At 74.0% G+C, this 24,698-nt stretch carries 16 protein-coding genes; 12 read left to right on the plus strand and 4 right to left on the minus strand.

The window, feature by feature from the left end:
• Positions 1 to 153 precede the first annotated feature (153 nt).
• The 5 genes from V9U70_RS19715 to V9U70_RS19735 all read left to right on the plus strand — a co-directional run bounded on the left by V9U70_RS19715 (position 154) and on the right by V9U70_RS19735 (position 10,730).
• Entirely contained in the window at positions 154 to 3,231 is a 3,078-nt protein-coding gene (locus tag V9U70_RS19715) for a protein kinase (RefSeq protein ID WP_336677513.1), read from the plus strand.
• A 140-nt stretch (positions 3,232 to 3,371) separates the two neighbouring features.
• On the plus strand, positions 3,372 to 5,090 hold the full coding sequence (locus V9U70_RS19720; RefSeq protein ID WP_336677011.1) for a serine/threonine-protein kinase: 1,719 nt from the start codon (positions 3,372 to 3,374) through the stop codon (positions 5,088 to 5,090).
• Between the two features lie 189 nt (positions 5,091 to 5,279).
• Positions 5,280 to 6,896 (plus strand): succinic semialdehyde dehydrogenase, encoded by a 1,617-nt coding sequence (locus V9U70_RS19725; protein ID WP_336677013.1) that lies wholly within the window; start codon positions 5,280 to 5,282, stop codon positions 6,894 to 6,896.
• A gap of 82 nt (positions 6,897 to 6,978) precedes the next feature.
• Positions 6,979 to 8,859 (plus strand): GMC family oxidoreductase, encoded by a 1,881-nt coding sequence (locus tag V9U70_RS19730; RefSeq protein WP_336677014.1) that lies wholly within the window; start codon positions 6,979 to 6,981, stop codon positions 8,857 to 8,859.
• A 95-nt stretch (positions 8,860 to 8,954) separates the two neighbouring features.
• Complete coding sequence (locus tag V9U70_RS19735; RefSeq protein WP_336677016.1) at positions 8,955 to 10,730, plus strand: peptidase; 1,776 nt, start codon at positions 8,955 to 8,957, stop codon at positions 10,728 to 10,730.
• Positions 10,731 to 11,150: 420 nt separating this feature from the next.
• On the opposite strand, the gene V9U70_RS19740 is transcribed toward V9U70_RS19735, so the two are convergent.
• Positions 11,151 to 11,471 carry a chorismate mutase gene (locus V9U70_RS19740; protein ID WP_336677018.1) on the minus strand — a complete coding sequence of 107 codons (321 nt, stop codon included), beginning with the start codon at positions 11,469 to 11,471 and terminating at the stop codon, positions 11,151 to 11,153.
• 472 nt (positions 11,472 to 11,943) lie between these two features.
• Between V9U70_RS19740 and guaA the strand changes: the two genes are divergently transcribed.
• The 3 genes from guaA (at position 11,944) to V9U70_RS19755 (ending at position 15,813) form a co-directional block, all read left to right on the plus strand.
• Positions 11,944 to 13,539 (plus strand): glutamine-hydrolyzing GMP synthase, encoded by a 1,596-nt coding sequence (gene guaA / locus V9U70_RS19745; RefSeq protein WP_336677019.1) that lies wholly within the window; start codon positions 11,944 to 11,946, stop codon positions 13,537 to 13,539.
• A 352-nt stretch (positions 13,540 to 13,891) separates the two neighbouring features.
• On the plus strand, positions 13,892 to 15,160 hold the full coding sequence (locus V9U70_RS19750; RefSeq protein ID WP_336677021.1) for a hypothetical protein: 1,269 nt from the start codon (positions 13,892 to 13,894) through the stop codon (positions 15,158 to 15,160).
• A gap of 140 nt (positions 15,161 to 15,300) precedes the next feature.
• A complete protein-coding gene (locus tag V9U70_RS19755; RefSeq protein ID WP_336677515.1) occupies positions 15,301 to 15,813 on the plus strand; it encodes a DoxX family protein in 513 nt (170 codons plus the stop codon).
• Here the strand turns inward: V9U70_RS19755 and V9U70_RS19760 are convergent.
• Both V9U70_RS19760 and V9U70_RS19765 read right to left on the minus strand, forming a co-directional pair.
• Positions 15,720 to 15,983: a hypothetical protein gene (locus V9U70_RS19760; RefSeq protein ID WP_336677023.1), complete on the minus strand. Its 264-nt coding sequence runs from the start codon at positions 15,981 to 15,983 to the stop codon at positions 15,720 to 15,722. The genes V9U70_RS19755 and V9U70_RS19760 overlap by 94 nt on opposite strands.
• The gene (locus V9U70_RS19765; RefSeq protein WP_336677025.1) at positions 15,970 to 17,319 is read right to left on the minus strand and encodes a PspC domain-containing protein; all 1,350 of its coding nucleotides are present in this window, start codon (positions 17,317 to 17,319) and stop codon (positions 15,970 to 15,972) included. Before V9U70_RS19765 ends, V9U70_RS19760 begins: the two co-directional genes overlap by 14 nt.
• Positions 17,320 to 17,526: 207 nt before the next feature.
• Between V9U70_RS19765 and V9U70_RS19770 the strand changes: the two genes are divergently transcribed.
• The 4 genes from V9U70_RS19770 (at position 17,527) to pcrA (ending at position 22,648) form a co-directional block, all read left to right on the plus strand.
• A complete protein-coding gene (locus V9U70_RS19770; protein ID WP_336677026.1) occupies positions 17,527 to 18,816 on the plus strand; it encodes a PspC domain-containing protein in 1,290 nt (429 codons plus the stop codon).
• Complete coding sequence (locus V9U70_RS19775; protein ID WP_336677027.1) at positions 18,813 to 19,508, plus strand: response regulator transcription factor; 696 nt, start codon at positions 18,813 to 18,815, stop codon at positions 19,506 to 19,508. Before V9U70_RS19770 ends, V9U70_RS19775 begins: the two co-directional genes overlap by 4 nt.
• A gap of 97 nt (positions 19,509 to 19,605) precedes the next feature.
• The gene (locus V9U70_RS19780; RefSeq protein WP_336677029.1) at positions 19,606 to 19,959 is read left to right on the plus strand and encodes a hypothetical protein; all 354 of its coding nucleotides are present in this window, start codon (positions 19,606 to 19,608) and stop codon (positions 19,957 to 19,959) included.
• A 250-nt stretch (positions 19,960 to 20,209) separates the two neighbouring features.
• A complete protein-coding gene (gene pcrA, locus V9U70_RS19785; RefSeq protein WP_336677031.1) occupies positions 20,210 to 22,648 on the plus strand; it encodes a DNA helicase PcrA in 2,439 nt (812 codons plus the stop codon).
• Between the two features lie 107 nt (positions 22,649 to 22,755).
• Here the strand turns inward: pcrA and V9U70_RS19790 are convergent, their stop codons facing one another.
• Complete coding sequence (locus tag V9U70_RS19790; protein ID WP_336677033.1) at positions 22,756 to 24,504, minus strand: M23 family metallopeptidase; 1,749 nt, start codon at positions 24,502 to 24,504, stop codon at positions 22,756 to 22,758.
• Positions 24,505 to 24,698: the final 194 nt, after the last annotated feature.

Here is a 24,698-nt window from a genome sequence, read left to right on the forward strand (position 1 = left end):
CATCGCCCCGTATCGTAAGAGGCTGGAGACCGTACGCAGCCGGTTCGCGGGTCAATCGACCACCGCATGACCGCGCCTGACGGATGCGTACGGTCGAACGGCCGCACGCGCGGCCGTGACGGCCGGGGGAACAGCGCGCTCTGGGGAGGCGTCGTGGACGACTACGCGGGTCGGGTGCTCGCCGACCGCTACCGCCTTCCGCTGCCCCCGTCCGACGGGTACGAACTGGTCGAGACCCGGGCGTTCGACACCTACAGCGGACAGGAAGTCCTCCTGCGCCAGGTGCCGTTGCCGGAGATCGTCGACGCCGAGGTGCTGGACTTGGACGGCCGCTCCCAGGCCTCCGGGCGCGGCGCCACCGGCCGCGCGGTCCGTCGCAGCACGGACCCCGCCGTGCGGCGGGCGATCGAGGCCGCCCAGGCGGCCGCCCAGGTGCCCGACCACCCACGGCTCGACCAGGTCTTCGACGTGTTCGCCGAAGCGGGTTCGCTGTGGATAGTCAGCGAGCTGGTCGCGGCACGTCCGCTGGCCGCTCTCCTGGCAGAACGGCCCCTGAACCCCTACCGGGCCGCCGAGATCGGCTCCGACGTGCTGACCGCCCTGCGGGTGCTGCACGCCCACGGCTGGACCCACCGCAACATCACCGTCCGCACGGTCCTGGTCTGCGACGACGGTCGCGTCGTCCTGACCGGCCTCGCGGCGGGGGCCGCCGAGGAGGCGCTCTGCGGCTACGCCACCGCACCCCACCCCGACGCCGACCCGGCGGACGCCGTCACGACCCAGGGCGTGCCGGTCGTCGAACCCGCACCGTCGAGGGACGTCCACGGCGCCTACCCGCTCCCGCCGGCCCAGGTCTCCGTCCCCCCGCTGCCGCAGGGGTACACCCCGCGCCGCGACGACCGCGACGAGCCCTCTCCCGAGCCGGTGCACGGCGCCCGCCCGGGACGGCGCGCCGACCAGGAGGACGCGGCCCCAACGCTCGGCCCCGCACCGCAGGACGCGTACGACGCCGGGCCGCAGGAGGCGTACGAGGCGCACGACCCGTACGAGGCGCCCGGCGCGCCCGCGTCCGACGGCCCCCGCGACGAGGGCCCGCACGGCCCGTACACCCCCCGGCCCGAGGGCCCGTACCCGTCGCCCGCCGGGCAGGACCTCGTCCCGCGCCCCGCCGCCCCCGCCGTCCCGTACGCCGCCGCGTCGCCCGCCGGAGAGGGCGCGACGAGCGCCGCCGAGCTGCGGGCCGCCCGCGCCGGGGCTATCGCCGCCTACCGTGCGGGCGCGCGCGCCGCGGCCCGGGGCGACGACCGGGAGCGGTCCGACCACGCGCCGGCCGACCTGACGAAGCCGCCGCCGGCCGGTCCCGCGCAGCCGCCCGCCCCCGGGGCGCACGGGGACGGGGCCCGCCGGAGCACCGCCGACGCCGACACCGGGGTGCTCCCCCTCCCGCGCCCGGCCGCTCCCGGCCCGGACGCCGACGCGCCCGCCGCCCCCCGGCTGGCCGGCCCCTGGACGAGCCCCGCCGCAAGCCCCTACGACGGCGAGGACGACGAGGACGACGAGGACGAAGAGGAGGGCCCCCGCCCGCCCGGGCGCCGGGTCCACCTCGCCGGGATCTGGGACGACGGGCCCGGCTCCGGCCGCTCGGTCTCCGCGGGCGGCTCCGGCGCGGAGTCGCTGCGCGCCGACGCGCGGCGGCCCGGCCCGCCGGCCCGGGCCGCCGTCACGCAACCGGCCCCGGCCCCCCGGCTCCCGGCCGGGCGGGGCTCCTCCGGGACCTGGGAGGACGCAGTCGCGGACGGCCGTGAGAGCGACGTCTACCGCGGCCCCACCACCCCCCTCGCTTCCGAACGCGCCCGTCAGGCGCGGATCGCCGTCGTCGGGGCCGTCACCGAGCGCTGGGCGCCAGAACAGGCGGGGCCCGTCCACGAGAACTGGCGGCTCGCGCCCCCGATCGGCCCCTCCACCGACCTGTGGGCCCTCGGCGCGCTGCTCTACCGCGCCGTCCAGGGCCACGCCCCCTACCCGGAGGAGAGCGCGGCCGAGCTCGTCCAGATGGTGTGCGGCGAGCCGCCCGCCTTCGCGGAGGAGTGCGGCCCGCTCCGGCCCGTCGTCGAGTCGCTGCTGCGCCAGGACCCCACCGAGCGCCCGGACGTCGAGGAGCTGAGCGGCTGGCTGCGCTCGCTGGTGCGGTCCGCCCCGGAGCCGGAGGCGGGCGTGGACGTCGTCCCGCTGCCCGCCGACGCCGCCCGGCTCCCCGTCGTACGCCGCCGGGGCGAGCTGGTCCGCAGGCGCTGGGGCCGCTTCGGTCAGGGCGCCGCGCCCGGCCGGCACCGCCAGGGCAAGCGGCGGCAGCCGCCGAGGGGCGGGGGGGCCGGCCGGCCGGAACGCGGTGACGCGCTGCTGCCGCCCGAGCGGTCCGCGCACCTGCCCGTCGAGGCGTGGGAGGACGAGCGCCCCGCCCGCGCCCCGCACACGCCCAAGGGCCCCCGGGTGCTGCGGGAGCCGCCGCGCCGGGGCGAGGGCGCCGCCCCCCGCCGCCTCGGCCGTCTGCTGCTGCTCCTCGTCCTGGCGCTGATGGCCGCAGCCATCGCGTACGCCGTGATGTTCATGCCCCAGCGGGAGCCGGCGGGGGACGGCGGAGCGCAGGGCGCCCCGGCCGGCTCCGCCGCCCCGGCCACGCCGCAGCCGTCCGCCCCCGACGAGGGCTCCGTGCCCGACGCGGGCTCCACCGCCCCCGGCTCGCAGCAGCCGCAGACCAGCCGTTCCGCCGTCGCGCTCGCCCCCGGCTACACGATGCGCGAGGACCCGGAGGGCTTCGTGGTCGGCGTGCCGAAGGACTGGCAGCGCAGCCCCGCCAACGCCGACCGTCAGATCCGTTACGGGAGCGACGGTTTCACCCTCCTCGTGGTGCCCGGCCGGGACACCGTGAAGGCGAGCGGCGACGACCCGCTGGCCTACCAGCGCGACAAGGAGCCCGAACTCCAGCCGTTCCGGGACTCCAGCTGGTCCTCGTCCTCCGGGCTGCGCCGCGTCGACGTCGGCCGGCAGGCCATGGCCGAGGGCCAGTTCACCTGGCAGGAGAGCGGGGGGCGCGAGGTGTTCGTCCGCAACCTCGCCATGATCGTCGACGGCCGGTACCACGTCATCCAGGTCATCGGGCCGGAGAGCGACCGGGACCGGGTCACCGAGATCTACGAGCAGGCCATCGCCTCGTACCGGCCCGGCGCCTGACGTTCGGTCACCGGCCGTGCACCGCGCGCCGGTCGGCCGGACGCCCCGCATCACAGTGCGGTCTCATGGGCGATCCCCCGTTCCGCCTCCCCGTCCCCGCTCCGTAATCTGGCAGCCGAGGAACGGGGCGGGGACATCACGTGGATCGATCACAGGGCACGGCTGCGGGTCTGGTGCTGGCGGGGCGCTACCGGCTGGGCGAGGTGCTGGGCCGCGGCGGCATGGGGAAGGTCTGGCGCGCTCATGACGAGGTGCTGCACCGCACGGTCGCCGTCAAGGAGTTGACCGCCGGGCTGTACGTGGCCGAGGCCGACCGGCTCGTGCTGCACGCGCGTACGCAGAAGGAGGCTCGGGCCGCGGCCCGCATCACCCACCCCGGCGTCGTCACCGTCCACGACGTGATCGAGTACGACAACCGCCCCTGGATCGTCATGCAGTACGTCGACGGGCCCTCGCTCGCCGACGCGGCCAAGGAGAGCGGCGAGGTCGCCCCGCGCGAGGCGGCGCGGATCGGGCTGCACGTGCTCAGCGCGCTGCGCGCCGCGCACGGGGCCGGGGTGCTGCACCGCGACGTCAAGCCGGGCAACGTCCTGCTGGCGCGCGACGGTCAGGTGCTGCTGACCGACTTCGGGATCGCCGCGATCGAGGGCGACTCCACCATCACCCGCACCGGGGAACTGGTCGGCTCCATCGACTACCTGGCCCCGGAGCGGGTGCGCGGCGGCGATCCGGGCCCCGCCTCCGACCTCTGGTCGCTCGGCGCGACGCTGTACACGGCGGTCGAGGGAAGCTCCCCGTTCCGCCGTACGTCCCCGATCTCCACCATGCAGGCCGTGGTCACGGAGGAGCCGCCCGCCCCGGTCAACGCCGGCCCCCTCGGGTCCGTGATCACCGCACTGCTCCGCAAGGACCCCGACGACCGCCCCACGGCCGCCGAGACCGAGCAGATGCTGCTGGCCGCCATGGAGGGCCGCGAGCCCCGCGCCGCCCAGGCGCATGTTCCCACCCAGCGCCTCCCCGAGGACGCCCGCTACGGGTACCCGGGCTCCGACGGCTCCACGGCCCGGCTGCCCCGTGCGGCCCAGCAGACGGCGCCGGGGCCGGGGCCGGCCACACCCGACGCACCGGGCCCCGGCGGGTTCGGCCCGGGCACGGTCCCCGCCGCCGGGTCCGCCTTCGCCCCGGTGACCCGGCGCGGCGGCTCCCGCCGGCGCACCGCGCTCGTCGTGGTCGTCGCCGCCGCGGTCCTGGGAGGCGGGGCCGGGCTGGCCGCGATGGAGTACGGGAAGAGCTCCGGCGCGTCCTCCGGGCCGGAGGCCCCGGGCGGCCGGGCGGCCGCCGCCACCACGCCCGCCACCCCGCCGGCCGCCTCCGGGCCCACCGCCTCCGCAGAGGGCGGCGGGCGGATACCCGACGGCTGGCACCGGGTCGAGGACCCGGAGGGCTTCAGCCTGGTCGTGCCCAAGGACTGGGTGCGCCGGGTGCAGGACGGGCAGATCGACTACACGCCGGACGGCGGGGCGCACCGCATCCGGATCAGCGTCGATGCGGACCCGGACTTCGACCACCCGTACCTGCACATGCGGAACATGGAGGGGCAGCTGTCCGCACGGCTGCCCGGCTACCGGCGGATCGTGCTGGAGAAGAACACCTTCCGCGACCGGCCGGGCTCGCTCTGGGAGTTCACCTGGCACGAGACCAAGGACCATCCCGGCCCCCGGCACGGGATCGACCAGATGTACTACGGCGGGCCGGGCGGCCCCGAATACGCGCTGTACCTCACGGCCCCGGAGGAGGGCTGGGAGAGGAGCCGCGAGCGGTTCGACACCATGCTGCGCAGTTGGCGCGCCCCGGGCTGAGATCCGCGGTCTTGGCGGGCGACGGCCCCGCCGCCGTCGTACGGTCCGCCGCATAGCCACTGATCAGCGGTTATGTAGCCAGTGATGACTGGCTTGATCGTGTGAGCGGACGGAAGGGGTCGCAGGGCCCGGTGAAAAACTGTTACCGACGGGTACCCAAAGGCTGCGGCTGGACATACTCTCGGCCTCATGACGGACTCGCAGGCTCCTGCCGCCCCTCTCCGTACGAACCCCGTGGCGGTCGCCCCCGCCGGTGTGCGCACGGTCGCCGACGTGGTCACCCCCGAGGTGATCGCCCAGCTGACCCGTGGCGTCGTCGGATCGGGCCGTACGGCCAACCACACCCCCTTCACCGGGGAGAAGCTGGCCGACCTGCCCGAGTCCACCCCGGAGGACGTCGCCACCGCCTTCGACCGGGCCCGCGCCGCCCAGCCCGTGTGGGCCGCCACCCCCGTGCGGCAGCGGGCCGCCGTCCTGCTGCGCTTCCACGACCTCGTCATCGGCCGCCAGTCGGAGGTCCTCGACCTCATCCAGCTGGAGACCGGCAAGGCCCGCCTGCACGCCCACGAAGAGGTGCAGGCCGTCGCCGTCGCCGCCCGCCACTACGGGCGCGCGGCGGCCGCGTACCTCAGGCCCCGGCGGCACACCGGCGTCGTCCCCACTCTCACCAAGGTCACCGAACTGCGCCAGCCGCGCGGTGTCGTCGGGCAGATCGCCCCCTGGAACTACCCCCTCGAACTGTCGGTGGGCGACGCCCTGCCCGCGTTCGTCTCCGGCAACGCCGTCGTGATGAAGCCCGACACGGAGACCGCGCTCACCGCGCTGTGGGCCCGCGACCTGCTCGTCGAGGCCGGGCTGCCCTCCGAGGTCTTCCAGGTCGTACTGGGAGAGGGGCCCGTCGTCGGCCCCGAGGTCGTCCGCCGCGCCGACTACGTCTCCTTCACCGGCTCCACCCGCACCGGCCGCGAGGTCGCCGTGGGGGCGGCCTCCCGGCTCGTCGGCGTGTCCCTGGAGCTCGGCGGCAAGAACGCCATGCTCGTCCTTGAGGACGCCGATGTGGAGAAGGCCGCCGCCGGGGCCGTCCGCGCCTGCTTCTCCTCCGCCGGGCAGCTGTGCATCTCCATCGAGCGGCTGTACGTCCACGAGTCGATCGCCGACGTGTTCGTCGAGCGCTTCGCGACCCGGACGAAGGCCATGCGGCTCGGCACCGCCCTCGCCTACGGGGCCGACATGGGCTCCCTGGTCGGCGAACGGCAACTGGAGACGGTCGCCCGGCACGTCGCCGAAGCCGTCGAGAAGGGTGCGAAGCTCGTCGCGGGCGGCGTTCCCCGGCCCGACATCGGCCCGCTGTTCTACGAGCCGACCATCCTCGACGGCGTCCAGGCCCCGATGGCCGTCTGCACGGAGGAGACCTTCGGGCCGGTCGTCTCCATCTACCGCTTCAGCGACGAGGACGAGGCGATCACCCTGGCCAACGCCACGCCCTACGGCCTCAACTCCAGCGTCTGGACCACCGACTCCCGGCGCGGCCACCGGGTCGCCGCCCGGATGCGGACCGGCACCGTCAACATCAACGAGGGGTACGCCCCCGCCTACGGCAGCGTCCGCTCCCCGATGGGCGGCATGAAGGAGTCCGGTCTCGGCCGGCGGCACGGTTCCGAGGGCATCCTCAAGTACACCGAGGCCCAGACCGTCGCCCAGCAGCGGCTGATCCCGCTCGCGCCCGCGTTCGGAATGGACGACGAGAAGTACGCCGCGCTCATGACCCGCAGCCTCAGGGCGATGAAGGCGCTCCGGCTGCGCTGAGCCGGGGCCGCCGGCCGGGGCCCGCCCCGCGGCGGCCCGCACCACCGCCGAACCTCCCGCCCTTTTCGTACCGAGGAGAGCCATGCCCCAGGAAAGCCCTGCCCCAGAACAGGCCGCGAACCGGGCGCCGGCCGACGACGACGCCGCGTACGACTACGATGTCCTCGTGGTCGGCTCGGGATTCGGCGGCGCGGTGTCGGCCCTCCGGCTGACCGAGAAGGGCTACCGGGTCGGCGTCCTGGAGGCGGGCCGCCGCTTCACCCGCGCCACGCTCCCGAAGAACTCCTGGGACCTGAGGAACTACCTGTGGGCCCCCGCCCTCGGCCTCTTCGGCATCCAGCGCGTCCACCTCCTCGGCAAGGTCATGGTCCTCGCCGGGGCCGGGGTCGGCGGCGGGTCGCTCAACTACGCCAACACGCTCTACGTGCCGCCCGCCCCGTTCTTCCAGGACCGCCAGTGGGCCTCGATCACCGACTGGCAGGAGGAGCTGAAGCCGTACTACGACCAGGCCCGCCGCATGCTCGGCGTCCGGCTCAACCCGACCATGACCCCCTCCGACATCCACCTCAAGGCCACCGCGGAGGCGATGGGCGTCGGCGACACCTTCCACCTGGCCCCGGTCGGCGTCTTCTTCGGCGACGGCAAGGACGCCGACGGCACCGCGCCGGCCACACCCGGCGCCACCGTGCCCGACCCGTACTTCGGCGGGGCCGGCCCCGCCCGCAAGGCCTGCACCGAGTGCGGCGAGTGCATGACGGGCTGCCGCCACGGCGCGAAGAACACCCTCAACGAGAACTACCTCCACCTCGCCGAACGGGCCGGAGCCGTCATCCACCCGATGACCTCCGTCGTCGCGGTCACCGACCACCCCGACGGCGGCTACCGGGTCCTCACCGTCCCCACCGACCGCCGTCGCACGGCCGGGCCCACCCGGCTGCGCGCCCGCAAGGTCGTCGTCGCGGCCGGGACGTACGGCACCCAGACCCTGCTGCACACCATGAAGGACCGCGGCCTGCTGCCCCGGATCTCCCCGCGGCTCGGCGAACTGACCCGGACCAACTCCGAGGCGCTGGTGGGCTCCCAGACCAGCGACCGCCGCTACCGGAAGAAGCACGGCATCCCGAAGGCCGACTTCTCCCAGGGCGTCGCGATCACCTCATCGATCCACCCGAACGCCAACACCCACATCGAGCCCGTGCGGTACGGCAAGGGCTCCAACGCCATGGGTGCGCTGTCGATCCTCCAGGTCCCCTACGGCGGCCGCCGGGTCCTCGGCTGGCTCGCCAACATGGCCAGGCACCCCGCCCTCGCGGCCCGTTCGCTCTCCAACCGCCGCTGGTCCGAGCACACCATCATCGGGCTCGTCATGCAGTCCCTGGACAACTCCCTGACGACCTACCGCAAGACCGGCGGCATCGGGAAGGGCCTGCTCACCGCCCGGCAGGGGCACGGCGCGCCCAACCCGACCCAGATCCGGGAGGCGACCCGCGGCGCCTCCCTGCTCGCCGAGGAGATCAACGGCTTCGCCGGGTCCAACGTCGGCGAGCTGATGGGCACCCCGCTCACCGCCCACTTCCTCGGCGGCTGCCCGATCGGCGCGAGCCCCGCCGAAGGCGTCATCGACGCCTACCACCGGCTGTACGGCCACCCCGGCATCAGCGTCGTCGACGGGTCCGCCGTCTCCGCCAACCTGGGCGTCAACCCCTCGCTGACCATCACCGCCCAGGCGGAGCGCGCGATGTCCTTCTGGCCCAACAAGGGCGAGGCCGACCCGCGCCCGGACCAGGACGCGCCCTACGAGCGCCTCGCCCCGGTGGAGCCGCTCGCGCCCGCCGTCCCGAAGGAGGCCTTCGGCGCGCTGAAGCTGCCGTTCCTCGGCATCCCGGCGGTGCCGCCCAAGCGGGCCGCGGACGCCGGCGGCGACGTGCGGGACGCCGGAGACACACCCGTACCCAATTCGTGATCTTGTCAGGGGCAACTCTCCGGGGGGCTGTGCGGTCGAACCCGTACTGCGTCACAGCAGTCACACAGCTCACCCCGAGTATCAGAGGGCTCCCGATGACACGCTTGTCCCCGAGAACCACCCTGGGCCGTACGGCCGGCGGTCTCGCCGCCGCCGGCCTGCTGGCCGCGGCCGCCCTGGTCGGACCGGCCGCCCCGGCGCAGGCCGCCGACGCCCCGGCCTTCACGCTCGGCGGCCCCGCCGAGACCGGTCTGCACCCCTACCCCGCGACTGGCGAGCCGCAGAGCTCCACGATCGGGTTCACCGTCAACAACCCGTCCGAGGACGAGGACAACGGCGGCTACGGGGGCTACTACACCCTCACCTTCGATCTCAGCGGCGTCGCGGGCGTCGCCGACGTCCGCGTCGACGGCGAGGCCACCAGCGCGGACTGCGAGACCACCGGCACCAAGCTGGTCTGCGAGGACTGGGGCCTCTGGCCCGGCCTCCAGGGCGTCGCCGACCTCGTCGCCACCGCCGCCAAGGGCAGCGAGGACGGCGACTCCGGCACGATCACGGTGACCGGCGAGGCGGAGGGCGTGACCTTCACCCCGTTCACCACCCGGCTCACGGTCGGCGGCCCCGACCTCGTGATGGAGCAGCTCCCCTTCGACCAGGAGCTGAACCCGGGCGACCGGCAGCAGGCCCCGATCACCTTCCACAACCGGGGCAGCCGGGCCGCCGACGGCGTCCTGCTCACCCTGATGTACTCCCGCGGTCTCGACATCCCGCAGCGCTACTCCAACTGCGAGTACACCGAGGACGGCACGGCCGAGCCCGACTTCGGCTCGACCACCGTCCTCTGCTCCGTCGAGGGGTCCTTCGAGCCCGGCGCGACGTACACCCTGGCGTCCCCGCTCACCATCGAGGCGACCACCCGCGCCTTCTACGACACCTTCCTCTACCGCGTCCACGAGGACAGTGCCGCCCAGCGCACCGCCCAGCGCGCCGGCGCCCCCGTCGAGCGGGGGACCGGCGGCGTGCTGAAGGCGGTCGAGGTCAAGAAGAAGAGCGGCGCCGCCGCCCGGAGCCTGGACCTCGCCCCGTACGACAACCAGCAGGACGTCGACTTCCGTACGAAGAACACGGCCGACTTCGTGGCATACGGCGACCAGGCGGCCGGAGCCGAGGGAAGCACCGTGAAGGTGGACATCGGCTTCCGCAACGAGGGCCCGGCCTGGATCGGCTACATCCGCTCCGGCGAGGACGTCGCCGCCGTCGACTTCACCGTCCCGCAGGGCACGTCCGTCACCGCCAAGCCGGACCGCTGCCGCGCGGTGACCGCCGAGGGCGGGTACCGCGAGGACCAGGAGAGCCCCGCGCCGCGCTATGTCTGCCCGACCTCGATGAGCGTGCGCGACGGCGGCGGCCTCGACCTGCCGTTCGAGCTGCGGATCGACGCGTCCTCGATCGGCGCGACCGGCGAGGTCGTCGTCCGCGACACGTGGGTGCAGAAGCCGGCGCTGCCCTTCGACCCGAAGCCCGCCAACAACACCGCGCTGGTCATCCTGAACGCCGAGGGCGGCGTCGCCGACTCCGGCGGCACGACGACCGGTTCCGGCGGCTCCGACGGTGGCTCCGGCACGCCCTCCACCCCGCCGACCACGGCTCCGGCCCCGGACGACAGCACGTCCGGGTCCTCCGCGTCCACCACCTCCGGCGGCGGCTCGACGGGCGCCACGGGCACGGCCACGGGCGGCTCGGGCACGTCCGACGGCGGCAACCTGGCCCTGACCGGAACGACCGTGCTGACCGCTTCCGGCGTGGCGGCCGCGGCGCTGGCCGCGGGCCTGGTGCTGTACGTGGCGGCCCGGCGGCGCGCGCGGGCCTGATCACCCGCGGACCGGCCGACGGGCGCGGGCGGGCAGACCCGCCCGCGCCCGTCCGTCGGCGGGTTCTCGACGGCTGCGGTGCGGGAGCGGCGGGGAGGGGGACGGATCACCGCCGAAGTACCTTCCGATACGACCGGAACCCGGGCGTCCCCGGGTCCGGCCGCACAGGGGTGACCGGTCCGCTGTCCCCTGCGGACCGGTCACATGTGCCGGGATGTGGTCCCACGACATACGTGCAGTACGTCTCACGCCCCGGCAGAGCCACGCGTGGTTTTCCTACCGATGCCGCCCCTGGTTGGCACGGACACCGGGATCAACGAAGACACCGCCGTCCCGGTCACGCGCCGTACGGGTGAGACGGGGCCCGAACGCAGATGCGGGCCCGTCCTGCGGGCGACGGACGGTGTCGCCCGCCCGTCCTCACACCCGGCCGCGGCACAGCTCCAGCAGCGTCATGGCCAGCGCGGTGCCCGGCTTGCCCAGCGCGTCCCGGAAGTGGCCGAGCACGGCCGTCTCGCGGGAGAGGCTGACCCGGCGGCCGCCCGAGGCGATCCGGGTCTCCTGGATCACGGCCGAGACGGCCATCCGTTCCTGGACGAGTCCGATGATCCGGTCGTCGAGGGCGTCGATGCGCTCCCGGGCGCCGCCGACGAGGGCGGCGGCCTCGTCGGTGCGCGCCCCGGTCCGCTCGGCGGCGGTGGCGGCGGGGCTGGTGGGGGCGGTGGCGCCGGTGCTGCTCATGATGGTGACTCCCGGTGGGTGACGGCCCCCGGGGCGAGTGGCCCGGACACGCAGAACGCCCCGGGCCTGTCGGCCCGGGGCGCCTGGAACGTTGCTCGTCAGTGACTCACGCAACACGACCATGGCAGCCGGCGGGCCGGGTGCCATAGGTAAAGACGAAGGTCGTGTGCTGACGCATGGGGGACAGTATGCCCCGGCCCCCTCCGCGTACCAACGCGGGGCCCGTATGGTGAGACGGGCCGTCCCGGGGCCCCAGCCCCGGCGAGCACGGCCCGGCCCCGCGCCCCCTGCCGGGGCCGGGGGTCCGGCTCCCTGGAGCCCCTGGCGCCCCGGAGGCCCGGCGCGGCCCCCGGCTCCCCGGATGCGCTCAGGTCGCGGCGGCCGGTGGATTCCGGGGCGCGGGGAGCGACGGCGGGCGGCCGGTAGAATCGGGAGGACCGACCCCCTTCACCACCGCCGGAAGGCCGCCCCCGTGCCAGCAGCACCCCCCGCCGCCCCCGACGCCACGGCCGACGTGGTCCTCGTCGTCGACTTCGGCGCGCAGTACGCCCAGCTCATCGCCCGCCGCGTCCGCGAGGCCCGGGTCTACAGCGAGATCGTCCCGTCCACCATGCCGGTGGCCGAGATGCTGGCCAAGAACCCCCGCGCGATCATCCTCTCCGGCGGCCCGTCGTCGGTGTACGCGGAGGGCGCCCCCTCCCTGGACCGCTCGCTGTTCGAGGCCGGGGTCCCCGTCTTCGGCATGTGCTACGGCTTCCAGCTGATGGCGACCACGCTCGGCGGCACGGTCGACGACAACGGGGCCCGGGAGTACGGCCGCACCCCGCTGCACGTCACCAAGGCGGGCTCGACGCTCTTCGAGGGCACGCCCACCGAGCAGCCGGTGTGGATGTCGCACGGCGACGCCTGCTCGGCCGCCCCCGAGGGCTTCACCGTCACCGCGTCCACCGACGTCGTCCCGGTCGCCGCCTTCGAGAACGACGAGAAGAAGCTCTACGGCGTCCAGTACCACCCGGAGGTCATGCACTCGACCCACGGCCAGCAGGTCCTGGAGCACTTCCTCTACCGCGGCGCGGGCATCGAGCCGAACTGGACCACCACCAACGTGGTCGAGGAGCAGGTCGCCCTCATCCGCGAGCAGGTCGGCGCCAAGCGCGCCATCTGCGGCCTCTCCGGCGGCGTCGACTCCGCCGTCGCCGCGGCCCTCGTCCAGAAGGCCATCGGGTCCCAGCTGACCTGCGTCTACGTCGACCACGGGCTGATGCGCAAGGGCGAGACCGAGCAGGTCGAGAAGGACTTCGTCGCCGCCACCGGCGTCAAGCTCAAGGTGGTCGACGCCGAGAAGCGCTTCCTCGACGCACTGGCGGGCGTCTTTGACCCCGAGCAGAAGCGGAAGATCATCGGCCGCGAGTTCATCCGCGTCTTCGAGCAGGCCCAGGCCGAGCTCGTCGCCGAGGCGGGCGCGGCCGGCGAGGACGTCGCCTTCCTCGTCCAGGGCACGCTCTACCCGGACGTCGTCGAGTCCGGCGGCGGCACCGGCACCGCCAACATCAAGTCCCACCACAACGTGGGCGGCCTCCCTGACGACATCGAGTTCCAGCTCGTCGAGCCGCTGCGCCAGCTGTTCAAGGACGAGGTCCGGATGGTCGGCCAGGAGCTGGGCCTGCCCGAGGAGATCGTCCAGCGCCAGCCGTTCCCCGGCCCCGGCCTCGGCATCCGCATCGTCGGCGAGGTCACCAAGGAGCGCCTGGACCTGCTGCGCGAGGCCGACGCCATCGCCCGCGAGGAGCTCACCGCGGCCGGCCTGGACCGCGACATCTGGCAGTGCCCGGTGGTCCTCCTCGCCGACGTCCGCTCCGTCGGCGTCCAAGGTGACGGCCGCACCTACGGTCACCCGATCGTGCTGCGCCCGGTCTCCTCGGAGGACGCCATGACGGCCGACTGGTCCCGACTGCCGTACGAGACGCTGGCGAAGATCTCCACCCGCATCACCAACGAGGTCGCCGACGTCAACCGCGTCGTCCTCGACGTGACGAGCAAGCCGCCGGGGACCATCGAGTGGGAGTGACCTCCCCGCTCCCCACGGGCCTCCAGGCCCCTGGGTCCGCGCCGATGCCGTCGCTCGTCCGTCCGGGCGGCGGCACGGTCGTACCGGCTGGTCACGCCGAGCGGTGACGAGCCCGACCCGGTGACGCACCCGTGCAGCCCCCCGGCACGCCCCCCCCGGGGCGCGTCACGGGAGGACGGCGGGCCCGGCGCCCCTTCCCGCCCGACGGGGCCCCGGCGGGGCATCGGTCGAACGTTTCCGCGACTGGTGCCCCGGCCCGCCCCGCCGAGCGGGACGGCCTCCTGATACGGCACAATTCGCAGGAATCGCAGGCGAGTTGGCTGTACCGGGGCGTGAAAGGGCGTAAACCTCCGTGGCGCTGGACGAGGCAAGGACGAACGGCACCCACCGAGGCGGCTGCGCCTGCGGTGACTGTCCGCACGGAGCACGCGAGGGGCACCGGCGCGCGGTCGCCGCGTTCCTCGCCAAGCGCGACGAACTGGCGGCGGGGAGCGGCCTGCCCGCCGGCGTCGCCCAGTCCGCCTCCGCGTCCCGGCAGTGGGTCTCCGACGAGCTGACCGGGTCGGCCCGCGCCGTCGCCGAACGGGCCCAACAGGCCGGTGACGCCTGGCTCCACCGGGTCTGGCGGACCACTCTGTTCACGGTCTGGGGCGCGGTCGTCGCCCTCCTCGTCGGTGCGAGCGTCACCGCGATCGGGGCCGGCTGGACCACCGCCCGCACCGCCTCCCTGCTCGCCGCCCTCGTCACCGCGGCCCTCCTCAGTGCCGCGGCCCGCTTCCACCGTGCCCGCGGCGGCCTCCTCGCCCCGCTGATCGGCGAGGACAACCGGCTCTCCACCTCCCGCACGGTCGCCGCCGCGTGGGTGCTGTTCGCCGTCTTCGCCGTCCTCGTCCTCGCCCTCCAGCTGGCCGGAGCCTCCGACCCCGCCGAACGGGACGCGCTGATCGAGGGCCTCGACCTCGTGCGGTCCGCCGGAGTGCTGTGCGTGCTGGCGCTGGTGTGCGCGGTCGCCGTCGTCGTCCGCCGGGTGGTGACCGTACGAGTGCTGGCCCAGCGGCTCCAGAAGCTGCGCGCCGACCGGCCGCGCGCCGCCGACCTGCTGACCGACGACTCGGGGCGCGGCTCCTTCACCGATGTGCAGTACGTGCTGGTCAGCGCCGTCGCCGTGCTGTTCGCCGCGGTCCGCCTGGCCCGCCGCCCCGAGCAGCTGCCCGACCTCCCGTGGGGGCTCGCCCTGCTCGTGGCGGTCTCGGCCGCGACCTATTTCGCAGGCAAGTACGCGGAGGGCGGCCGCCCCGTCGTGCTGTCCGTCGTACGGGCCCGGGAGGCCGGGGACCTGGACGCCCCGATCCGGACCGGCGACGACATCGAGATCCGGGGCGCCGGCTTCGTGCCGCCCGGCGCGGAGCGCCCCGACCTGCTGGCCCGGCTCGTCGTGCGGATCGGCACCGTCCACGTCCACGTGCCGCTGATCCCGGTCCCCGGAGGCTTCGCCAACCCGACCGACACCGTCCTCACCGTGCCGGTCCCGGTCGAGGTCGAGCCCGGCACGGTCGACGTCCAGGTCATCACCGCCACCGGCGTGGAGACCGACCGCTGCCCGATCGACGTGACGGACTGACCGGCCCTCGCGCGTGACGGACCGGCCGGGCCGGCCCCCGGGCGGTTTCCGCCGCCGATCGCTCCCGCCCCCTGGTGAGCGGGGCTCCCGAGGCGTACGTATGGTCGGGACGACGGGACTTCGGGAAGCGGGGCGGCGTGATGCGCGGTTACGGCGGCAGCGGTTCGTACGGCCGGGGCGAACCCAGGGGCCCGCGGGAGCGGGCACGGGAGTACGCGCTGCTCCCGCTGCGGATCTTCCTCGGCGTCACCTTCGTCTACGCGGGCCTGGACAAGCTGACGGACAGCGCCTTCCTCTCCGCCACCGGCACCGGGTCCGTCGGCGAGATGATGCGAGGGGTACGCGACTCCTCGGCGATCCCCGCCCTCGTCGACCTGGCGCTCAGGAGCCCCGAGGGCTTCGGTTACGCCATCGCCCTCGGCGAACTCCTCGTAGGCCTCGGCACCCTCGTCGGCCTCTGGGCCCGGCTCGCGGCGCTCGGCGGCGCCCTGATCTCGCTGAGCCTCTGGCTGACCGTGAGCTGGCAGGCGACGCCGTACTACTACGGCAACGATCTGCCCTATCTGATGGCCTGGCTGCCGCTGGTGCTCGCGGGCGCGGCCGTGTTCTCCGCCGACGCCTTCCTCGCCGCGCGCCGCCGCCGGATCAGGTAAGCGCCCCAGGTCGCCGTCGCGGCCAGCCCCAGACCGCCGAGAAACAGCGGGAGGAAGAACGTCCACGGGGCCTCCCACACCCCGGCGGCGTCGGCCGCGTACCCCCCGGCCAGGGCCAGCATCGCCAGGCCCGCCACCGCGCGGCCCGGCCGGAACTCATGCAGCAGCACGGGTGACCTCCACCTGTCCGACGCCCACTTCCAGTACCAGTTCGATCGTGCCCGCCGGCTCCCCGCCCTCGGGCGGCGGCAGCGTACGGCGGGTCGAGGCGTCGCTGCTGATCCGGACCTGGACCCGCTGCCCCTCCTCCAGCCGGATCTCCCCGAGGCCCGCCTCCGCACGCACCTTCACCGTCACGCCCCTCGGCACGACGACGGCGATCCGCCCCGCCGCCACGTCGACCCCGGTGCTCACACTCCCGCCCGCGGGGACCGTCAGACCCGACAGGTCCAGCCGGGCGTCACCCGCGTTCAGCTCGTAGTGCGGCCGCACGGCGGACACCGAGGCCGGACGCCACTCCCGGCGGTCCCAGGTCGTGCCGATGTCCTTCGGCAGCGCCGACGCGCCCGCGAGCAGACCCGCCGTGACCATCGCCGTCAGGACCGTGCCGAAACCGGTCCGGCCCAGCACAGAGGCGACCAGCAGCCCCAGCCCGAACACCCCGAGGGCGGCGGCCAGGCCGACTTGCAGAGCGGTCCCCAGCGGCTGGTGCTCCCAGCTCAGGCCGGTGCCGAGGCCGCCCGCCACCAGCGCCGCCAGGAGGACGGCACCGCCGATCGACCGCGGACCGCGCGCACCGGCCGACGGCTGCGGCACCCGGAACGGCGCCTCCGCACTGGGCTTCCCGGCCCGCGCCCCGGCGTCCGCCGCGCCCAGGTCCGTATCGGCCGGGCCCCACAGATAGCCGGAGCCCACCGGCCCCGTCGTCCCGTCCTTGACGATCGGGTCCCGCCACCACGAGGGGCTGCCCGGCCTCGGCGGGGCCTTCACCTCCGGCGGGGGCGTGCCGAGCCCGCCGGTGTGCGCGGCCCCCGCGGGGGCGGCCGGCGCGCCGGGCGGGGCCACCGGGCCCTTTGGGGCCGCCGGCCGGCGGGACTGCGTCCACACGGAGAAGCCGACCACGGCCAGCGCCAGCAGCGAGGCGAACGACAGCATGTCCCGGTTGTGCAGCATCGACAGGAACAGCCCGCAGCCGATCAGCGCCAGCAGCAGCGCCACCAGCGACGCCCCGTCCACCCGGCCCGACAGCAGCTTGCGCGCCTCGTTCTCCTCGTCGCCGTCCGCGGGCAGCAGGAGCCAGGCGAAGCCGTAGAAGACCAGACCGATGCCGCCGGTCACCGCCAGCACGCCGAGCACGATCCGGAAGATCACCGGGTCCACGTCGCAGTACCGGCCGAGACCGCCGCACACCCCGGCGACGACCTTCTGCCGCGGGGTGCGCCGCAGCTGCGGTTTCGGCGCGTCGGGGGGCGCGACGCCGGGAGGGGCGTCCGAAGGAGCGGTCATGCCTCCATGGTGACGGGCCGGGCCGCCCGCCGGGACCCGCGCCGACCCTGGACCGTCCCTGATATTGCCCGTGGGCGCCCCTCGGGGTCGGGCCTGCCGCCTCCGCGCCGACGGGGAGGAACCGGACGTCCGGACCGCAGACCCTCAGGGTCCTGTGGGGGACCGACCCTGATGCCCGTCCGCGCCCGCACGTGTGACGATCGGGGTATGCCAGCCGCCACCGCCCGAGCCGCCGCCAGCTCCCTCGCCGCCGACCCGGAGGAGCCGCCCCTGCGCAAGCTCTACCGGAGCGCCGACGGGCGGCTGCTCGGCGGCGTCGCGCGCGGGCTCGCCGGGCACCTGGGGCTGCCCGTCGTCTGGGTGCGGCTGGTGTTCCTGGGGCTGTTCCTCACCGACGGCCTCGGCGCGGTGCTGTACGCGGTGTTCTGGATCGTGGTGCCGCTGGGCGTCGGCGGCGTCGAGGCGCCGCGCTCGGTGTTCGAGATGGCGGCGGACGGCCGCCGCCGGCTCCGAAAGCCGGACAAGGGCCAGGTGTTCGCCCTGGTCGCGCTGGCTGTCGGGGCCGTCGCCTTCGTCGCCAACGTCGACATGGGCAGCGAGGCCGACCGCTACATCTGGCCGACCCTCCTCATCGGCGCGGGCTCCGTCCTGGTCTGGCGGCAGGCGGACAACGCCCGGCGGGCCCGCTGGATGGAGGTCGGCCGCCACCGCAAGCTGCTCCACCTGGCCCGCGGCCTGGCCGGGGTCGCCCTCGTCGGCCTCGGTCTCGCCGTGTTCATCGTGGTCCGCGGCTCGGCCGCCCAGCTCGGCAACGTGCTCACCGCCGCCATCGCCGTGCTGACCGGCATCGCCCTGCTCGCCGGCCCCTACCTGGTGCGGATGACCCAGGACCTCTCCGAGGAACGCCTGATGCGCATCCGGGCCCAGGAGCGGGCCGAAGTGGCCGCGCACGTCCATGACTCGGTGCTGCACACGCTCACCCTGATCCAGCGCAGCGCGGACGACGGCGGCGAGGTCAGGCGCCTCGCCCGCGCCCAGGAAAGGGAGCTGCGCAACTGGCTCTACAACCCCGAGGGCACCGGCAAGGACGAGGACGACGAGCCGGAGACCCTGGCCGAGGCGGTCAAGCGGGCCGCCGCCGAGGTCGAGGACACGCACGGCGTCCCGCTGGAGGTCGTCGTCGTCGGCGACTGCCCCCTCGACGACAAGCTGGCCGCCCAGTTGCAGGCCGCGCGCGAGGCGATGGTGAACGCCGCCAAGTACGGTGGCGAGGGCGGCGCCGTACAGGTCTTCGCGGAGGTGGAGGGAACTACGGTCTTCGTGTCCGTACGTGACCGGGGCCCGGGGTTCGACCTGGACGAGGTTCCCGGGGACCGGATGGGCGTACGAGAATCAATCATCGGCCGGATGCGGCGCAACGGCGGCACCGCCCGGCTGCGTTCGGCGCCCGGCGAGGGCACCGAGGTCGAGCTGGAAATGGAAAGGGCGGGCGCATGACCGAGAACACCGAAGCCACCGGGGGCCCGGAGCGACGGGTACGGGTCGTCCTCGTCGACGACCACCGGATGTTCCGCACCGGGGTGCAGGCCGAGATCGGCCGCACGGAGGAGACCGGCGTCGAGGTGGTGGGCGAGGCCGCCGACGTCGACCAGGCGGTCACCGTCATCACGGCGACCCGCCCCGAGGTCGTCCTCCTCGACGTCCACCTGCCGGGCGGCGGCGGCGTCGAGGTGCTCCGCCGCTGTGCTCCCCTGATGGGCACGGCCGAGAACCCGGTCCGCTTCCTCGCGCTGTCCGTCTCGGACGCCGCGGAGGACGTCATCGGCGTCATCCGGGGCGGCGCGCGGGGCTACGTCACCAAGACGATCACCGGCGCCGACCTGGTCGACTCGGTCTTCCGGGTCCAGGAGGGCGACGCGGTCTTCTCGCCCCGCCTGGCCGGCTTCGTCCTCGACGCCTTCGCCTCCACGGACGCCCCGCCGGTCGACGAGGACCTGGACCGTCTCACCCAGCGGGAGCGCGAGGTGCTGCGGCTGATCGCGCGCGGCTACGCCTACAAGGAGATCGCCAAGCAGCTGTTCATCTCGGTGAAGACGGTCGAGTCGCACGTCTCGGCGGTCCTGAGGAAGCTCCAGCTCTCCAACCGGCACGAGCTGACCCGGTGGGCGACGGCGCGCAGGCTGGTCTGAGGCCCGGGCGTCCTCAGGCCGCCCGCGGGAGGGAAGCGCCGAGGAAGGCATGCCTCACCGGCCGGAGAGGGAGCGGCCCTGGCTAGGCTCCGCAACCATGGACGTACTCATCAATGTTGTCGTCGCCCTTCACATCATCGGCATCGCCTCGCTGCTGGGCGGTTTCCTGACCCAGATGAAGGCCATGGGGGCGGGCACCGCCCGCTTCGTGCCCGCCATGCTCCACGGCGCGCTGACGATGCTCGTCACCGGCATCGCCCTGGTCGGCCTCAACCAGGCCGACGACCAGGCCGTGAACAACGTCAAGATCGGCGTCAAGCTGCTGATCCTGGTCGCCGTCCTCGCCCTGGTCTACGTCAAGCGGGACGACGAGAAAGTCGACAAGGCCGCGTTCGCCGCGGTCGGCGGGCTGACGGTGGCCAACATCTTCATCGCCACGGTCTGGACCTGAGCCCCGGGGCCCAGCCTCGGACCCGAGGCTGGGCCCCGGCCGGACCTGAGGGCCTTGGGGCGGCCGCGCGCCCCGTTGCCCGGAGAGGGAGTCGACCTGCTTCCGTAGCCGTGCGCCCCGCCGACCGGGCCCTTGTGCGCGGAAGGTGGACGTCCGCTCGCTGTGCGTTCGCGTCGGCGCGTCGTGGGCGGCCACCGGGTGCGGACTTCGGCGGAAGGATGTCCGTGCGGCCCTCTAGACTCGGAAAGCGATGAGCAGCCTCTTTGACGACAGTTTCCTGACCGGCCTCCAGCCCGCGGAGGACGGCGCCCCCCCGCCCCCGGAGGACCATGCCCCCGAGGCGGTGCCGGAGGGCCTCTTCGAGGGCGTCTTCGACGCGCCCCCGCCGCCCCGGGACGGGTACTACCGCGACGGGCGCCCCCGCCCGGTGATCGACTCCGCCGCGCTGCTCGAAGGGCTGAACACCGAGCAGCGCGCCGCCGTCGTGCACGCCGGGTCCCCGCTGCTCATCGTCGCCGGGGCCGGTTCCGGCAAGACCCGGGTGCTCACCCACCGCATCGCCCACCTGCTGGCCGAGCGCGGAGTCCACCCCGGGCAGATCCTCGCGATCACCTTCACGAACAAGGCCGCGGGCGAGATGAAGGAGCGCGTCGAGCAGCTCGTCGGCCCGCGCGCCAACGCCATGTGGGTCATGACCTTCCACAGCGCCTGCGTGCGCATCCTGCGCCGCGAGTCGAAGAAGCTCGGCTTCACCTCGTCGTTCTCCATCTACGACGCCGCCGACTCCAAGCGCCTGATGGCCCTGGTCTGCCGCGACCTCGACCTGGACCCCAAGCGCTACCCGCCGAAGTCCTTCACCGCCAAGGTCTCCAACCTCAAGAACGAGCTCATCGACGAGGAGACCTTCGCCGGGCAGGCGGCCGACGGCTTCGAGAAGACCCTCGCCCAGGCGTACGCGCTCTACCAGGCCCGGCTGCGCGAGGCCAACGCCCTGGACTTCGACGACATCATCATGACGACGGTCCACCTGCTCCAGGCCTTCCCGGACGTCGCCGAGCACTACCGCCGGCGCTTCCGGCACGTCCTGGTCGACGAGTACCAGGACACCAACCACGCCCAGTACACCCTCGTGCGCGAGCTGGTCGGCCCGGCAGGAGAGGCCGACGCCCCGGCCGAGCTGTGCGTCGTCGGCGACGCGGACCAGTCGATCTACGCCTTCCGGGGCGCGACCATCCGCAACATCCTCCAGTTCGAGGAGGACTACCCCGACGCGACGACGATCCTGCTGGAGCAGAACTACCGCTCCTCCCAGACGATCCTCTCCGCCGCCAACGCGGTCATCGAGCGCAACGAGAGCCGCCGCCCCAAGAACCTCTGGACGAACGCCGGGGCAGGCGCCCGCATCACCGGTTACGTCGCCGACACCGAGCACGACGAGGCCCAGTTCGTCGCCGACGAGATCGACCGGCTCACCGACGCCGGCGACGCCAAGGCGGGCGACGTCGCCGTCTTCTACCGGACCAACGCCCAGTCCCGGGTCTTCGAGGAGATCTTCATCCGCGTCGGCCTGCCCTACAAGGTCGTCGGCGGCGTGCGGTTCTACGAGCGCAAGGAGGTCCGGGACGTCCTGGCCTACCTCCGGGTCCTCGCCAACCCCGAGGACACCGTCCCGCTGCGCCGCATCCTCAACGTGCCCAAGCGCGGCATCGGCGACCGCGCCGAAGCGATGATCGACGCGCTGTCGCTGCGCGAGAAGATCTCCTTCCCGCAGGCGCTGCGCCGCGTCGACGAGGCCTACGGCATGGCCGCCCGCTCTGCCAACGCCGTGAAGCGGTTCAACACGCTGATGGAGGAGCTGCGCACGATCGTCGAGTCCGGCGCCGGGCCCGCCGTCGTGCTGGAAGCAGTCCTGGAGCGCACGGGCTATCTTGCCGAGCTCCAGGCGTCCACCGACCCGCAGGACGAGACCCGCGTCGAGAACCTCCAGGAACTCGCCGCCGTCGCCCTCGAATTCGAGCAGGAGCGCGGCGAGGAGGAGGGCGCGGGCACGCTCGCGGAGTTCCTGGAGAAGGTCGCGCTCGTCGCCGACTCGGACCAGATCCCCGACGAGGACGAGGACGGCTCCGGGGTCATCACGCTGATGACCCTGCACACCGCCAAGGGCCTGGAGTTCCCGGTCGTCTTCCTCACCGGCATGGAGGACGGCGTCTTCCCGCACATGCGCGCCCTCGGCCAGACCAAGGAGCTGGAGGAGGAGCGGCGGCTCGCCTACGTCGGGATCACCCGCGCCCGTGAACGCCTCTATCTCACCCGCGCCGCGATGCGCAGCGCCTGGGGCCAGCCCGCGTACAACCCGGCGTCACGGTTCCTGGAGGAGATCCCGGACCAGCACCTGGAGTGGAAGCGCAGGGGGCCGATGGCCGCCCCGGCCGGGCCGACGTCCGGCATCACGTCCTCGCTGTCCTCCTCCCGCTCCCGCTCCGGCCCCTCGGGTTTCGCGACCCGGCGCGGCGCGGAGAAGCCGGTCGTCACCCTGGTGGCGGGGGACCGCGTCACGCACGACCAGTTCGGGCTCGGCACGGTGACCGCCGTCGAGGGCTTCGGCGACCAGGCCAAGGCGACGGTCGACTTCGGCGGCGAGCGCCCGAAGAAGCTGCTTCTGCGCTACGCGCCGGTCGAGAAGCTTTAGGGGCGGGAACGCCGGAGGGGGCGGTGCGGCCTTCAGACCGCCCCGCCCCCTCCCAAGGCCGCTCACCACCGCCGCGCCGGCGTCCGGCCCTCGGCCCGGGTGGCCGCTCAGGTCGGGTTGACGCCGTGGCTGCGCAGCCACACCAGGGGATCGATCGACGCGCCGCCGCCGGGCCGGACCTCGAAGTGCAGGTGCGGCCCGGTGGAGTTGCCCGAGTCGCCGGCGTACCCGATGACGTCGCCGGCCTTGACCGGGCCTGAGCGGATCTTGGTGCTGCTGAGGTGGCAGTACCAGGTCTCGGTACCGTCGGCCATGGTCACGATCGCCATGTTGCCGTAGGCGCTGTTCCACTGGGTGCGCACGGTGCCGTCGGTGGCCGCCATCACCGGAGCGCCGTACCCGACGGGGAAGTCGATGCCCGTGTGGACGGACATCCAGTTGATGCCCGCCTGGCCGTAGTAGGCGCTGAGCCCGTGCTGCTTGACCGGCATGACGAACTTGGGGCGCAGCGCCTCACGGCGTGCGGCCTCCTCCTCGCGCTTCTTCTTCTCCGCCGCCTGCCGCTCCCGCAGGTCGATGCGCTCCTGGGTGCGGCTCGCGCGCTCGCGGAAGTCGTTGCTTCCCTCGTCCAGCTGTTCCAGCTGGCTGTCCAGCTGGTTGTTGGCGGCGACCGGCTTGACCGTGCTGGGGTCGGCGACCGCGAGCGAGGTGGTGGTCTCGCCCTGCTTCTCCTCGCCGCCGGTCATTCCGCTGACGGACGCGGCGGCGATGCCCGCCACCCCCATCACGCAGGCGGAGGGCACCGCGACGGTCAGGAGGGCGGACCGCTTGGCGGGGCTGCGGCGGCGGGCGCGGTTGCGGGGGCCGGGGGGCCGGGGGGCGGCGCGGCTCACCGAGTACGGGTCGGGGAAACCGCCCGCGTCGCCCGGCTCCGGCGTCTCCTTTGCCGTCAGGACGGGGAGTTCGGCGGTGGAGGACGGGCCCTGGGACGCCTCCTCTTCCTGCGGTCCACCGTCCGGACCGGCCATCGCGGCCGGTGACGTCGTGGTCGCTGTCGCCTCGGGGGCCTGGTGTTCGTACAGCGGATACGACGTATGTTCGGGTTCGTAGCGGGCGTCCTCGGGCGTGGCGCCGGAGTTCCAGGCGGTCGCGTCGTAGGCCCCGGTGTCGTACGTGTCGGTGCCGTACGCGCCCGTGCTGTGCGTGCCGGTCTCGTAGCCGCCGGTGTTGAGGGCCGTGGTGGCGTACGTCCCGGTGTCCGCGACGACGGTGGCGCTGTACGTGCCGACCGGGTAGGCCCCGGTGTCGTAGGCGTCCGCCGTCCCGTAGGCGTCACCGGTCCCGTACGCGGTGCCGGCCGGGTACGTCCCGGTGTCGTACGCCCCCGTGTCGTACGTCCCGGTGTCGTAGGCGCCCGTGTCGTACGGGGCGGAGGGGAAGGCGGCCGCGGGGAACGCGCCGCTGTCGGTGGTCGTCCACTGGCCGGCGCCGTCCTGGTCGGTGCTCTGCTGCCATGCGGCGGAGGAGTCCCACTGCTGGTGGGCCCGGTGGTCGGCCGGCTCCGCGGCGGCGTAGCCGTGGCCGTCGTAGGGGGCGGTCCGCTGAGCGCCCGTGTCCCAGGACGAGGAGTCGAACTGGCCGCTGTGGTTCGGCTGTCCGGTGGTGTACGAGGTCTCGTAACCGCCGTCGTAGGGGGAGCCGGCGTAACCGTTGGCCTGGTGTACCGCGTCGTATCCGGCGTCGTCGCCAGGGCGGTGGCCGCCCGGCAGTGAGCCGAAGAGGGGGTCGGTGTCATAGCTGCCGGTCGGCTGACTGTCGTACCCGACGTGCCCGGCGTGGGGGTGCTGGTCGTTCACCAACTTCTCTCTCGCCTCGGCGGCAGGACTGGTCTGAATCCCGGTCGGGAGGTCCCACGGGGGAAGCAGTGGCCGCGACTGTACCCGGCGGTATGTGAGGACGACAATCTTCGACAGGTTTTACGTTCGCAAGAAACGGGCAATCGGCCGTCTTTCGAGGGGCACTAGACCCGGGCTTGGCCCTGCGTTCGAGA

The sequence above is a fragment of the Streptomyces pratensis genome (assembly GCF_037137275.1).
Classification (GTDB): domain Bacteria; phylum Actinomycetota; class Actinomycetes; order Streptomycetales; family Streptomycetaceae; genus Streptomyces; species Streptomyces pratensis_B.